The sequence below is a fragment of the Microbacterium sp. zg-YB36 genome, assembly GCF_024623575.2.
Lineage (GTDB): Bacteria > Actinomycetota > Actinomycetes > Actinomycetales > Microbacteriaceae > Microbacterium.
The window spans coordinates 21,529-34,184 of the sequence record NZ_JANJFD020000006.1; the positions used below are offsets into that span (position 1 = coordinate 21,529).

General features: G+C 65.6%; 13 protein-coding genes. 4 read left to right on the forward strand and 9 right to left on the reverse strand.

Going from position 1 to position 12,656, the window contains the following annotated elements; genetic code table 11:
- Positions 1-1,740, forward strand: coding sequence for an asparagine synthase-related protein (locus NQ151_RS12350; protein ID WP_257528268.1), 1,740 nt, complete (start codon positions 1-3; stop codon positions 1,738-1,740).
- On the opposite strand, the gene NQ151_RS12355 is transcribed toward NQ151_RS12350, so the two are convergent.
- The 4 genes from NQ151_RS12355 to NQ151_RS12370 form a co-directional block, all read right to left on the reverse strand.
- A complete protein-coding gene (locus tag NQ151_RS12355) occupies positions 1,737-2,951 on the reverse strand; it encodes a glycosyltransferase family 4 protein (protein ID WP_257528269.1) in 1,215 nt (404 codons plus the stop codon). The two genes, NQ151_RS12350 and NQ151_RS12355, sit on opposite strands and share 4 nt — an antisense overlap.
- 16 nt (positions 2,952-2,967) lie before the next feature.
- A complete protein-coding gene (locus NQ151_RS12360) occupies positions 2,968-3,876 on the reverse strand; it encodes a glycosyltransferase family 2 protein (RefSeq protein WP_257528270.1) in 909 nt (302 codons plus the stop codon).
- Entirely contained in the window at positions 3,876-5,114 is a 1,239-nt protein-coding gene (locus NQ151_RS12365; protein ID WP_257528271.1) for an O-antigen ligase family protein, read from the reverse strand. Before NQ151_RS12365 ends, NQ151_RS12360 begins: the two co-directional genes overlap by 1 nt.
- 62 nt (positions 5,115-5,176) lie before the next feature.
- A complete protein-coding gene (locus NQ151_RS12370; protein WP_257528272.1) occupies positions 5,177-5,962 on the reverse strand; it encodes a hypothetical protein in 786 nt (261 codons plus the stop codon).
- 67 nt (positions 5,963-6,029) lie between these two features.
- Between NQ151_RS12370 and NQ151_RS12375 the strand changes: the two genes are divergently transcribed.
- Positions 6,030-6,716, forward strand: coding sequence for a hypothetical protein (locus NQ151_RS12375; protein WP_257528273.1), 687 nt, complete (start codon positions 6,030-6,032; stop codon positions 6,714-6,716).
- Positions 6,713-7,594: a hypothetical protein gene (locus tag NQ151_RS12380; RefSeq protein WP_257528274.1), complete on the forward strand. Its 882-nt coding sequence runs from the start codon at positions 6,713-6,715 to the stop codon at positions 7,592-7,594. The genes NQ151_RS12375 and NQ151_RS12380 overlap by 4 nt, the downstream gene beginning before the upstream one ends.
- A 38-nt stretch (positions 7,595-7,632) precedes the next feature.
- Here NQ151_RS12380 and NQ151_RS12385 read toward each other — a convergent pair whose 3' ends face one another.
- Entirely contained in the window at positions 7,633-9,165 is a 1,533-nt protein-coding gene (locus NQ151_RS12385; protein WP_257528275.1) for a DUF4082 domain-containing protein, read from the reverse strand.
- A gap of 217 nt (positions 9,166-9,382) precedes the next feature.
- Between NQ151_RS12385 and NQ151_RS12390 the strand changes: the two genes are divergently transcribed.
- Positions 9,383-9,823, forward strand: coding sequence for a VanZ family protein (locus tag NQ151_RS12390; RefSeq protein WP_257528276.1), 441 nt, complete (start codon positions 9,383-9,385; stop codon positions 9,821-9,823).
- Here NQ151_RS12390 and NQ151_RS12395 read toward each other — a convergent pair.
- The 4 genes from NQ151_RS12395 to NQ151_RS12410 form a co-directional block, all read right to left on the reverse strand.
- Positions 9,820-10,398, reverse strand: coding sequence for a polysaccharide deacetylase family protein (locus NQ151_RS12395; RefSeq protein ID WP_257528277.1), 579 nt, complete (start codon positions 10,396-10,398; stop codon positions 9,820-9,822). The two genes, NQ151_RS12390 and NQ151_RS12395, sit on opposite strands and share 4 nt — an antisense overlap.
- Before the next feature lie 71 nt (positions 10,399-10,469).
- A complete protein-coding gene (locus NQ151_RS12400) occupies positions 10,470-11,339 on the reverse strand; it encodes a glycosyltransferase (protein WP_257528278.1) in 870 nt (289 codons plus the stop codon).
- Positions 11,333-11,683: an MFS transporter gene (locus tag NQ151_RS12405; protein ID WP_353477577.1), complete on the reverse strand. Its 351-nt coding sequence runs from the start codon at positions 11,681-11,683 to the stop codon at positions 11,333-11,335. Before NQ151_RS12405 ends, NQ151_RS12400 begins: the two co-directional genes overlap by 7 nt.
- A gap of 94 nt (positions 11,684-11,777) precedes the next feature.
- Complete coding sequence (locus NQ151_RS12410) at positions 11,778-12,419, reverse strand: hypothetical protein (RefSeq protein ID WP_257528279.1); 642 nt, start codon at positions 12,417-12,419, stop codon at positions 11,778-11,780.
- Positions 12,420-12,656: the final 237 nt, after the last annotated feature.

Genomic DNA, 12,656 nt, shown 5'->3' on the forward strand with positions numbered 1-12,656 from the left:
ATGCTGGACACGGCTCTGTTGCCAGGCTTCCTCGCCATCAGGAGCGATGGCTTCCACAGGGCCGTGCCCGCGCGCGAGGACAGCACCACCACCCGTTGCGGAGGTGTCGGCCTTGTCCACTGGGGAGTCACGCCCATTCCCAACGCAGACCGGCGGCATCCCACCCTCATCCTTTCAAGAGTGGTGCGGCGAACCGGCGGGAGGGTCTCAGACGCAGAAGTTGAAGAGGTGATCCGTGCCGACCCGGGGTCGCTCACGCGGCTTCTTCCTCCGTTTGCAGCCATCGCCGGCGACGAGCGGGGAGTGCGGGTCGTTGCGGACTCGATGGGATTTCGGCACCTGTTCCACTCGCCACCGGGGCTGGCGGAAGGCGTTGCCCTGTCGTCCTCCGCACTGGTGGCAGCTACTGCCAAGGGCGCGCACCTGGATGAGACCGCAGTCGGCGTCCAGTCATTGTTGGGGTGGCAGCTTGGCCAACGGACGCTCTTTGAGGGTGTGACCAAGCTGCAGCCGGGCGCGGTTGCCGCGTTCGACGACCGCGGAGTGTCGATCACAAGCGCACGCATCAGGGGGGAGGAGCCGGTGGACCGGCGTACCGCCGTCGTGCGGGCGGCAAGCCTGCTACGCGAGTCCTTGAACGCTTTGCTCGACGACAGCCCGGACGCCGTCCTTCAGCTCACCGGCGGAATGGACTCGCGCCTCCTTCTGAGCGCCATCCCCACGTCGCGTCGCTATGGCCTGCGTGCCATGACGTTGGATGTCCCGGGCAAGGGTGACGTCGCCGTGGCCCGGCAGCTCGCGGCTCGCTACGGTATCCGTCATGAGGTTCGAGGGCTGGCGGAAGTCGCGGGCGTCGATCCTGCTGAGGCTTGGGAGCTGTGCCGCGCGGAGGCGACCCGCCTGGACGCCATGTCCGACCCGGTAGGACTTGCCGCTCAACGCATCGCGGAACGCGCGTTCGAGCAGGGTGTGCGGATTTCAGGTCTTGGAGGCGAGGTGGCGCGTGGCTTCTACTATGCGGGACGAGTCGTAGATCGACCATTTGCACGGAATGAGGCTGCGCGCCTGGCGAGCTGGCGCATGTTCGTCAACGAGGCGGTGCAGCCCGGCCTTTTGACGGAGGAGTTTGCAGGCTGGGCGAGGGAGGTTGCCGTCGACGAAGTTCACGCGGCTCTCGAAGCGGGAGGACCGGAATGGTTCCGCGCCACGGACGAGTTGTATCTGAGACATCGAATGCAGCGGTGGGCGGGCTCCACGGACACGGCTGTAAGCGCCCAAAGGATCGTAATCAACCCGATGCTGGATCCGGCATTTCTCGACATCGCGATGCAGCTGCGGCCGCAGGACAAAGCGCGCTCGCGATTCCTGGGTGAGCTTCAGATTGAACTCGATCCGGAGCTCGCACACATTCCCCTCGATGGTCGCCCGGCGCCGGCCGCATTTGCCCACCCCTCCCGGCTCCAGGGCGTTGGCCAGGCCCTCATCACCGCGAAGCGGACCATCCGCAAGGCGGCCCAGCGGGTCCGACGAGTTGATCGCGCGCCGGCGGGTGGGGAAGTGCTCGCTGAGAAAGTCGTCGCGCATTGGCGGGAGAACCCGGAACTCATCTCAGGGCTGTCGACACTTCACTTCATCGATCAGGAGTATGTTCAGCGGGTCATTGACGGCGTCGCGAAACCTCGACCGAGCGCGGTGGCGTTTCTGACGAATCTTGTCGTCGCCACTGGTGCGGATGGCTAGTCGCCTGCTCTCGTGAGCGCGACCTCGGCGTATAACTGGCTCATGCGGCCAAGACGCTGCGGCCAGAGGTGGTGGTCGAGGACGCGCTTGCGTCCCGCTTCGCCCATCCGCCTGCGTTGCTCGGGGTCCGCAACGAGGCTCCGGATGGCAGCGGCGCAATCCGTGGCCAGTTGGGAGGGGGATTCGGCTTCGAGCAGGAATGCGCACGACTCGTCGACGTTGGCACCCGGCCCACCGCGGCGACAGACGATGACCGGCAAGCCCCACGACATCGCTTCGAGGCTGACGTTGCCGCCGGGTTCACGGTAGCTGGGAAAGACGAAGACGTCAGCAGCCCGATAGAAATCGTCGACTTGCGCGCGCGGCACAGTGCCGTAGAAGGCGACGCGGTGGGCAAGCCCCAGTTCCGCGGCCAATGCTACGCACGACTCGCGATCGTTTCCGTCACCGACGACGTCGAGAATGATGTTGAGGTCGGGGAGCATCGCCACAGCACGGATGACGTCGCGGAGCCCCTTCGTCCGCACGATTCTGCCTACGTGGAGCAACCTCACGGGCCCGCTGCGCGCCGACCGATCGACGCGTTCGGGGGCAGCGTCAACAGCAGTTTCACTCATGACCTCGAGGCGGCGAATACGGAGGGGGGAGAGGAAATCGTGCACGTAGTCCGCGATTCCGATGACACAATCGGCCGTCTGATAGGTGCGGCGCATAAGCGGATCGACGCGGAGGCGCCAGGCATCGATTCGCCGCAGTCGTTGGTACCAGGGGATGGCGCCCTCTTCGGCGGCGAACGCTGTTGGCGAGTCCAGGCTTCCTCCCACAGGACCGATGATGAACGGTATCCCGAGGTCTGCCGCAGGCGAGGGGTAACGCATCGCGACGGGGACGACTTGATGTGCCACGTCGAATCGCTCCCCGTCAGCGAGGCGCTGCCGGATCCAGCGTCTCGCGCGCAGGTAGAACGGAATATACGCGGGTTGCAGCAGGCTGTTCAGCCGTTCGAATCGGCCGACGCCGGGGGGCTCCTGCCACTCGATCACGCGTACGTCCGTAAGCTGCTTGGACACCGGCGTGTGGCCCCGCTTGTAGGTGGTCAGCAGAGTCACATCATAAATGTGTGAGAGCCTGCTGGCCCATTGGTAGGCGACCCATGCTTCCCCGACGTCCTCGCCGTCGCATGCAGGAGCGATGATCAGGATCTTCTTCATCTCCCTGGGCCTCGTTTCATCGGGGGAGCACACTATCGTTGGCCCGCAAGAGTGTGGGACGGAGAGAGGGGCGCAAAAGCGACCATACGGTCGGCCACGACTTGCTGTGGCCGAGCATCGCCCGGCGAATTTCGATCAGGACGGTCAACCCGAAGTAGACCCAGGCACGGAGGGTGCCTGTGCGGCGTCGGTAAAGACGTACCCGGTTGAGGATCTTCATGGTGTGCGTCATTGCGCTCTCGCCGGATCCCCCGCCGACGTGCATAGCGCCGGCGGTCGGGGTGTACACGGTCGCCCAGCCCGCATCCTTCGCCCTCAAGCTGAAATCGGTCTCTTCGGAGTACAGGAAGTAGGACTCATCCATTCCGCCGAGCCGCTCGAAACACACGGCGTCGATGAGCAGGATAGCGCCGACCGCCCAATCGACTTCGTGTTCGACCTCATACGCGCTCGGGTCCTCGATACGCTCAGTAAACATCGGCCATCCCGTGAAGCTGAGGCCCCCAACCCGAGCCAGCGTCGGACTCCGCCGAAGCGTGGGGGACAATCGCCCGTCTACCTCCCGCACGCGCGGTGCGACGATCCCTGCTCCCGTGCGGCGAAGGACCTCGCGCAGTGCCGGAACGGCGGACGCGTCGAGTGTTGCGTCCGGATTGAGTATGAGGATGCTGTCGCACTGAGGCGACATGCGAACGGCGCGGTTCATTCCTGCGGCGTAACCCTCATTGGTGGAGCGGATCACTGCGCAATCGGTCCTGGCGTCCAGCAGCTCAAGTGTCCCGTCGGAGGAGCCGTTATCCACCACCACGACTGAGTACGTCAGTCCAGCCATGGCCGCGGGGATGCTGTCGAGCAGTTCGATGATGTGATCATCGCTGTTGAAAGTGACGACCACTGCGGCGACGTCGATCGGGGTGACCGTCATCACTGCAGATCCGTCAAATTGGACGTGGACTGCTCCATGCGCCTAAGGGTGCCCGCGAGGCCCAAGACGAGAAAGAGAGTGCCCATGGTCATGGGGAACGCGAAAGCGTCGAACATGAACAAGCATGTGAAACCCGCGACGATTGCCGCGCCGATCGCCATGGCCAGGTCTCGGGTGGAGTCCGTTCGGGCTATGGCTGCAAGCCTGAAGATCGTCACGGCCGCTACGACGCCGAGCGTGATGAAGGTCAAGGTGCCGATGACACCGATGGTGACGAGTAACAGTAAGTACTGGTTGTCGAAGATTCGATACTTAGGCAGGAAGGTGCCCAGCCCGCGCCCGAACCATGGGTTCTGTGCTATGAACTGTTCCGCGAGCGCGAAGCTGTCGGTTCGCGATCTGATGCTGGGGTCCTCACTGGCTCCCGCGAAGAGACCAATCACAGAGTTGATGAAGTTTGGCGCAATGACCGCCATCGTGAGCGCGCCTACGAGACCGACGCCGAGCACTCGTCCGCGACGCTGCCATGACCAGCCCGCCAGACACACGATCAGGGCGATTAGGGCACCGAGATACGCCGACCTCGAGGAGGTGAACGGGATGATCAGCGCCACGGCGATGGCTGGCAGCCAGCGGACCACGAGGTTGCGATGCGTGTGGTGGAAGCCGACGTGAAGGGTAATGGGGAGCAGCATCGCAAGGATCACTCCGTATTCGATGGGGTGGATCGCTGTTCCCGCGGGGCGTGGGTATCCACCGCGTGACCCGAGGGTGTAGGGCGGGGACGTTGCGAGGCCGGGCAAAATGAGCTCGTCCACCCACATCTGGCGGGTAAGTACTTGGACGATTCCCAGCGCTGCCACCATGGCGCCGCAGACGGAAAAGCGCCACACAAGAGTGTCGAGTCGACCTCGTTCGTGTATTCCGTCGTGTGATAACAGGAGGGTTCCGGCCCAGGACGCCAGCGCGATCAATGCCACGTCTCCGGGGCTGACCTCGTCCGGGCTGATCGGGCGCGTCATCGCCAGTACGTAGCTCACACCAACGCAGAAAAGGAAAACCCCGAGCGTGATCCGGATGGGCTGCGGCTTGGCCGCTTGGCTTCGGGTAGCCCCCAGGAAAGTGAAGAGCCAAAGCAGCAGGCTTCCCAAACCGAACAACATCGAAGGCGCACCCGCGCTTCCGAGCGGTCCGAGGTAGAACCTCGAAGGAATGAAAAGCAAGAGCACGACATACACGGTGAGCCAGGCGACCGCGTCCGCGCGCACCGTCGTGGGACCGGCCGGGCGAAGTGCCGTTGTCAACGGACGCGCCCTGTGCGAGCGGATACGGGCTTCGGAGGACTCTGGTGCGGTTCACTGCTGGCAGACGTGGCGGCTCGGGTGCGTGGGTATGGCGTGGTCGGGTGAGCTAGTGCGGTGTCTTCATCCGTGGCGGAGGAAGGTGGGCCGTCCTCCGCGGACGCTAGCCCAGAGATGCCCGTGCGGCGCGCCTTACGCCTGAGGAGCAGGCCGTCCAGGCTAAGAGCGCCTGCGACGGTTGCGACTGCTCCGACCGCGAGCGCCGCGATGATCAGTCTCGTGGTGCCCGCGGTATCTGCCTCGGCGCGGTCGTCGATTGCGAGCGGCATGGAGGTGATCATCGAGTCGGCCGGCGCGCCCACCTGCTCCTGAAGGCGCTCGAGTTCTTTGGGCACGCGGTCGGTGAGGAACTCGAGTGTCTGCAGCGTCGCTTCGGCGGACACGTCAGTCACGTCGACGGCGATGACCGGCCCGCGGGTCGAATCGTCGAGAAAAACCTCGAACTGAGCTGACTCCGAGACGGCAGCCACCTCCATCTGCGCAGCGGAGCTCGCGAAGTAGGCCACCACAATGCCGGCCGGTTGCTCCAGCCCACTCAATGCGAGAAACGGATTGCCTCCGTCTAGCACCGCATTCTCACCCGGCAGGAGGAGCACCAGGCCACGGGCGTTGTATTCCGGGGGGCTGATCTCCGAAGCCGCCCAGGTCAGCCCGGCGGTGAGCACGAGGCCACCCACGACGACATACCATCTTCGCCCCATCGCGCGAAAAACGTCGAGTATCACCGCAAGACCTCCCCCAAGTCCGTGCCATGCGGATGCCGGACGCCCCTATCATAGTCTGGGGGAAACTATGACGCTCTGGGAGTTGCTCCGCGCACTGTTGCGGTGCTGGCCTATCGTGCTCGTCGGTGTGCTGGGGACGGCCGTTGCGGCGGTCGCGGTGATGGCGGACAAAGGGGCTTACTTCACTCGCACGGAGATCGTCTTCCTCGCCCCGACAAGTCCTTCATACCCGAACGCATTGCGTACTCAGTCTGAGGACATCATCGATATGGCGGGTGTCGTTGCGAAGCGCCTGACGGGTGCCGGCGAGGTCGCGAAGTTCGCCTCGCCAGATGTGACTTTGGTGGGGTTGGGACTGCGGTCGGGCTGGTCAGTGCGGCTTCCGGACACCGGCGGACAGTGGGCGGCGAACTTCGCTACCCAGCGCCTCGTTCTGGATATTGTCGCTCCGACCCGCGACTCAGTCCGGACTCGTCAGGATGAGTTGATCGGCCGGGTGCAGCAGGAATTGAGCGACCTTCAGCGGGAGAAAGGCGTCGACCCTGTCAACGACATCACGGCGCTCGTTGCCCCTGAGACGACGATAATCTTCGGTGTCGGCGGAAGTCGACCCCGGGCGCTCGGTGTGACGGCCGTGTTGGGGGCTGTTGCCACGATCGCTGCCGTCCTGCTCTTCGTGCGGCGCCGACACCCCACCCCAACGAAGGTCCCCGCGGTGTCGCTCCGATCTGGGCAGGGGGGGGTGGCGGTATGACCCGCGCGGTCCAGGCGGAGCATCGCCCGAGGTTGGCGCCGATCGGTGATGCAGACACGGGTGCCATCGCTGATTTCTTTCACACCCGCCTCGACCGTCAGGTGTCGCGCGAAGCGTGGCTGTCACTCCTGTGCCCGCCATGGCCAGGGACCGGCCCGAATCGGGGTTTTCAGCTCCTCGTCGGTGATCAAGTTGTCGGCGCGTATGCCGCCGTCTACTCATCCCGTGGCGAAGGCGACGGCGCTAAGTGGTTCTGCAATCTCGCTGCGTTCTGTGTGCTCGCTGAGTATCGCGCACATTCGCTGCGCTTGGTCCGAGCTCTGCTCGGGCAGAAGGGGTTCTTATTCACTGACTTCTCTCCGAGTGGCAATGTGCCGGCGCTGAACGAGCGACTCGGGTTTGAGTATTTCAGGTCCGATACGCGATTGGCGCTGAATCTTCCGCTTCGAAATTCGCGCGCCGTCTCGCTGTCTACCGAGCCCGAAGTGATCGAGGCAACGCTTGCGGGTCGTGATCTGAATGTCTACCGCGACCATCGGAACGCAGCCGCGTGTCGGCATGCGGTCGTGAGCGTCGGTGAGCGCTACGCCTACCTGATCTATCGCCGCGATCGGCGCAAACGCCTACGGGTGTTCGCGACCCCGCTCTACGTCGGGGGAGACACTGCGCTGCTTGAGGAGGCATGGGATGCAGTTGCTGCGCACCTTCTCGGGCGTGGCCTCGTGGCGACCTTGGCTGAGTCTCGCGTACTGGGATTCGTTCCCCATGGTCTCGGGCGAGACCTGCGTTCAGCGCGGCCGAAGATGTTCAGAGGTGCTCCGGCTTGCGGCGCAGAGCGCGATTATCTCTACAGCGAACTGGCGCTCGTTGAATGGTGAGAGCCAGATAAGCCCGCAATCTTCAGAAGGTGGAGATCTCAGTTGGCGGGCGCGACGCGGGTGCCATCGTCGAACAGGTTGTTGCTCCACACGTTGCCGGGGGCGTTGATGTCGAAGGACGTGATCGCACCCCACCATCCGCAAACATAGCCACGGCCGCCGGCGCCCGTCTGGGTGCCGCGCTCCCAGACGTTGTTGGTGAACCGGATATCGCGGGTCTGACCGGAGAACGGCTTGCCGGCCGTCGAGCCCCCATAAGCGCAGTAGCCACCCGAGCCAGCACGGATGAGATTTCCGTCCACCGTGTTGTTCTGGACGGGATCAAAGTCGGGGTAACCCGTGATCGCCGCTGAGCAGCCCGCGTCGGGGGCGAAGTCGGGAGCATCACAGGCGATTGTGTTGTGAATGAGGTTGCTGTTGGTGTTGATGCGAATGCCGGATTCGTGGTGAACGCCGCTGGTGTCATGGAATTGGCCATGGACATAGGAATCCTGCACCGTGCAGTTGCCGTAGCAATTGATCGAGCGCGTTCCTCCGGTCACCTCGACTCTCGTGGCGGTGAAATACGCGTCCCCGATTCCGGTCCCGGGGCCGTTGCCCGCATTCACTTCACTGTCGGTGATGGTGAATGACGCGGCGTTTGCGTTGTAGTCCGCGTAGACGCTGCCGTTGATTGCCGAGTTCCTGATCTCAACGTCCCTCGCGAGGATCCGTAGATCGCAGTCGACTTGCTTCGCGTCGATGACGAAGCCTGCGGTTTGGATCTCGCACGGGCCGGTATACCTGGTGAGTGCCGTTCCTGCGGGAACGCCGGTAGTTTCTGCGCTTGGGAAGCTGCGACCGAGCACCACGATCCCACCCGACGGTGGCGTCGGCTCGGCGGTCGGCGTCGGCATCGGCTCGGCGGTTGGCGTCGGCGTCGGTGTGGGTGTACGGGTGGGGGTGGGCGTCGGGCTGGGCGTGGCCGTTGGCCGGGGTGTGGGGCTGGCGGTCGGCGTCGGTGCGGGCGGCTGTTCCGCGCCGCCGTCTGTGGGCAGATAGACGATGTCGACCAGATAGTTCGAGCCCTCGTGCGTGTCGGTGGGGACTTCGCTCGTGTCGCCATAGCGGAAGACGCCGGCCCCGGCGCGGAGAGCGAAGCCGTTCTGCTGCCGCGCACTGTCCAGGTCCTCCTCGATCACTGGGTAGCGGCCGCGGGGGGCGTTGTAGGAGACCGTGTACTGACTCCCCGCCGTGAGTTCGACGGGCGTTTCCAACCCGATGGTGCGCCATCCCACCTCCGCCGACTCCTCGAAGGAGACCCGGGCGAGCACGCTGCCGTCCGATCCCCAGAGCGTGGCAGTTGTCACGGCGCCAGAGCGCTCGCCCTGGTAATACTGCAGCGCGGTGACGCTCCCAGAGGTGCCGGGACGGAATCGCACGCCGAGTTCCACCTGGCTGCGGTCGATGTCCGCGGTGGTTTCCGGCTCAAGGTCGTCGGCAAAGATACCGGTCGTGGCAACTTCGGGGACAGCGACCGCGGGCGCAGCGATGAGTCCCGCTGTAACGAGGGCCAGGAGCGCAGTCGCCACGAGCGCGGGGCGAAGCGGTCGGCGGCGAAGGGGAGGGCGAGTCAGAGCGTTTCGAGTCATGGTCATTCCGGGATCGATGAGTACTCGGTACTTGGAGTATCACCCCGGGATCACCCCGCTCTTATCGGAATGAGAGAAGACTCACATACTGGGTCGGGTGGCTGCAGCACCGATCGGGTGCCGCAATCACGGGATTCACCGGACCGAGGGGGCGATCATGACTGATGCTGAGGCCGTCGGTCGGCGTTGGGTGCTGGGCGGGCTCGCGCTTTATGCGGTGCTCGTCGGACTCGTCCTGCTACTACCTGTTTCCTACGGTGCCGTCGTGAACGCACTCGCGGATGCCCTGAGGAGGTTCTCCGGGCTCGGCGCCTTCGGTTCGGGCTGGATTGAGTTCACCGCGAACATCGTCATGTTCGTTCCCTTGGGGTTCTTGCTCACCCTGCTTGTTCGGCGCCATTGGCTGGGTGTCGTCGTCGCCCTCACCGTCTCGGTGGCTGCTGAGCTAGCGCAGCTTCTCATCCCCTCACGCGAGCCGAGTCTGCGGGACGTCCTTGCGAACACTCTCGGTGCAGGGTTGGGCGCGGCGCTCGCGTGGCTGCTGGTGCTGCGCCGCCAGCGGGCGCGCCGCAGGCTCGGATCGGGTAACCGGTTCTAGCGGAGCCGCTTGACGCCGCTGGCGATCACGTTGCGCGCTTCCTGAAATCCTGGCCGCCCTGCGGCGACGCCGAGCACGGACGCGGCGGTGTCTTCGGCTGTCACGCTGTACCTCGCGCGCAGCCAGCTGTGCTCGCGGGCCGGGAAGCGGTCACTCGTATAGACGGCACGGTACCCGGTCGCCTTCAATCGACCCAGGAGTGTGCGGTCATACCGCCCCAAGGGTAGCGCCGCTTCGGTGATCAGGGTGCCGCTCGCCTCTTGAAGTGCGAGACGCGCGTCCACCAGTTCCCGCTGCGCGTCTGTCGAGCTCAACCCCCGCCACGACACGTGACCCCAACCGTGACTGCCGATGCCCATGCCGGCCGCGCGAAGCTCCCTCACGTCGCCCGCCCTCAGACTGGCCGGCTCCTTGAGACGGCCGGCGAGTGCGAAGAATGTGGCAGACAAGCCTCGTTCGCGTAGCGCGGGAAGGGCGATCTCGGCGTCCGAACGGTTGCCGTCATCGAAACTCAGCCCGACGGTCGGGTGTTCCACGAGCGCGTCGAGAACCTCGAGGAACACCTTCTCCGTCATCCAGTAACGCGCCTCACCAGGTTCCCGTTCTCGGATACACCGGCCGATCCCGTGAAAGCAGATGTGTGTCCTCATATCGCCCCTGGGAGTGCGCCAGCAGAAGGCGTGCGTGTGCTGCGGTCCTGGGCCCAGCCCTCACCGTTCGGGGTGCGCCGCGCGAGCAGCGAGGCCAAAAGCGTAATCGAGCAGTAAACAATCCCGGCCGGGAGCAGGCGTGGCTCGGCGACGACCACGTCGCGCAGCCAGGACCATCTGTCCGATCGCCGCACGGTCGCGTGCACCTGATCCAGCACCGCTGCCGTGCGCATCTGCGCGTTGCCGCGGCGGACGCGGATAAGGCGGCGCACGAGGCTCCGCGCGTCGCGAGGGGCTTCGACCACGACCTCGACGTCGGGTGCCTCCACGCGTTCGTCATCGGTGAACTGTGCATCGACATACAGGTCATCCGCGATCATCGATGGGAACGCACCGAAACGGCCGCGCCCTTCCTGGGACAGCAGGATGAGCCCGCGCCCGAACAGTCCCTTGCGGAACACCGGAAGCCGACCGTTGATCGCGTAGTACGCCTTCACCAACACCCCGGACGCGGACGTGTTCACGCGTCGACGGGGAACGACGGCCAGCGGCTTCGCCGGACCGTCGAGGTGATCGAGCAGGCGGGACGCGGCCTCAGGTGGCAGTACGATGTCGGCGTCGAGATACATGCGCGCGGACCCCGTCGCGATCGCATCGGCCGCATTCAGGGCCCCCGCCTTGCCCGGCTCGACGCGGTTCAACACCACGATGTCACGTGCGGCGGCGATGTCGGCGGTGCGATCGGTGCACCCGTTCGCGCTGACGATGACCTGTGCATCCCTCGCGCCAGGCTGGTCGAGCAGCGCGTCCAGCGTCGCGCCGATGACGCTCTCCTCGTTGTGCGCTGCGATGATGACGCTCAACATGCTGTGACGCACCTTTCTGTCCGCGCCTGTGAAGCGGTCATGGTTCCCGCCCCACCGACGGAGACCACGCGTGCTCGATGAACACGGCCGACCCGGGCGAGCGCCGCGAGGGCATACCCGGTGAACGCGACCCATTTGGGCTGATCAAGGCGGTCGGATGCGTGACCGCCGGCGATCCGGACGAACGCGCTGACGCCCTGATACATGCCGTCGAGCACCCCGAAGGCGATCATCGACAGTCCAAGGAACCCCGTTATATAGAGGGGGAGAATCGCCGAGACAGACTCGGATGAGATGTCCGTCAGGAGCGACACGATTCCGAGCGTGATCACCGTCGACGACACGGTGCGAACTCCCCTGCGTCGACTCCGCCCACCGGGGCGTGCATCGGTGCCCTTGTCGGCGACGGGTGCGTTGCTAAACGAGAGGTACACGACTTCACTCCGTCCGCAGAACCGCGTAGACGGTGTACACGGTTCCCGTCCCGGACGCCCCCGCAAAGGCGAGGGAGACGGACGAATACGCGTCGCTGAAGCCAGCGTCACCACCGCCGCTCACGCCCGGAGCGAGACCGAGACCGGACCACAGCACGCGGTAGTGCGTGAGGACGGCATCGGCTGGTGCGTTGGTGCGCGCCGTCAACGTGGCCTGCATGACCGTCCCGTCCTGCGCCAGTGAGCTGTCGATGACATCGGTGTCCGGCGGGAGGCCGACAACCTCGACCGGAAAGCCCGCGACCAGCTCGTTGCGGGCGAATCCGCTCGCCGGTAGCGGTGGTGAGATCAGGGGGACCGGTGGCGTGAGCTGTGGCAGCCGATCAGTCGGCGCCTGCCCGGCGTCGGGGGGGAGCACCTCGCTGCCGGCAGCGGGCGTCGCGTTCGCGACCGGGCCTGGTGTCGGTGCAGCGCTCACTTGCGGTGTCGGGGTCGTCGGCGGCGCGAGCGTTGCCGACAGCAGCCACCCGGCTGCACCGAGGCCGGAGGCAACCATCACCCCGACGGCCGCCAGCGTCCATCGCATCGTGGGCGTGAGAGCCCGGTGCCCTTCGTCCCGCGCATAGGCGCGTGATCGTGTCCCCATGCACGTATCCCCAGATTCGCAGGATGCCGGCCTAACCGGCATCCGCCCCCATGAACTGCCACACCTCCCAGGTGCGACGGCTTCGCTGACTCCACTCGTCCCACCCGTCGACGGGCATAGGCCCGCCCCAGCGGCGAGTCGGGGGGGGGGGGGGGGGGGGGGGGGGGGGGGGGGGGGGGGGGGGCGGGGGGGCGGGGGCGGGGGGGGGGGGGGGGGGGGGGGGGGGGGGGGGGGGGG

What these genes read in the sequence shown, in the direction of transcription:
- NQ151_RS12350 (WP_257528268.1), top strand. Translation starts at nt 1, where the DNA reads ATGCTGGACACGGCTCTGTTGCCAGGCTTCCTCGCCATCAGGAGCGAT.
- NQ151_RS12355 (WP_257528269.1), bottom strand. Translation starts at nt 2,951, where the DNA reads ATGAAGAAGATCCTGATCATCGCTCCTGCATGCGACGGCGAGGACGTC.
- NQ151_RS12360 (WP_257528270.1), bottom strand. Translation starts at nt 3,876, where the DNA reads ATGACGGTCACCCCGATCGACGTCGCCGCAGTGGTCGTCACTTTCAAC.
- NQ151_RS12375 (WP_257528273.1), top strand. Translation starts at nt 6,030, where the DNA reads ATGACGCTCTGGGAGTTGCTCCGCGCACTGTTGCGGTGCTGGCCTATC.
- NQ151_RS12380 (WP_257528274.1), top strand. Translation starts at nt 6,713, where the DNA reads ATGACCCGCGCGGTCCAGGCGGAGCATCGCCCGAGGTTGGCGCCGATC.
- NQ151_RS12390 (WP_257528276.1), top strand. Translation starts at nt 9,383, where the DNA reads ATGACTGATGCTGAGGCCGTCGGTCGGCGTTGGGTGCTGGGCGGGCTC.
- NQ151_RS12395 (WP_257528277.1), bottom strand. Translation starts at nt 10,398, where the DNA reads ATGACGGAGAAGGTGTTCCTCGAGGTTCTCGACGCGCTCGTGGAACAC.
- NQ151_RS12400 (WP_257528278.1), bottom strand. Translation starts at nt 11,339, where the DNA reads ATGTTGAGCGTCATCATCGCAGCGCACAACGAGGAGAGCGTCATCGGC.
- NQ151_RS12410 (WP_257528279.1), bottom strand. Translation starts at nt 12,419, where the DNA reads ATGGGGACACGATCACGCGCCTATGCGCGGGACGAAGGGCACCGGGCT.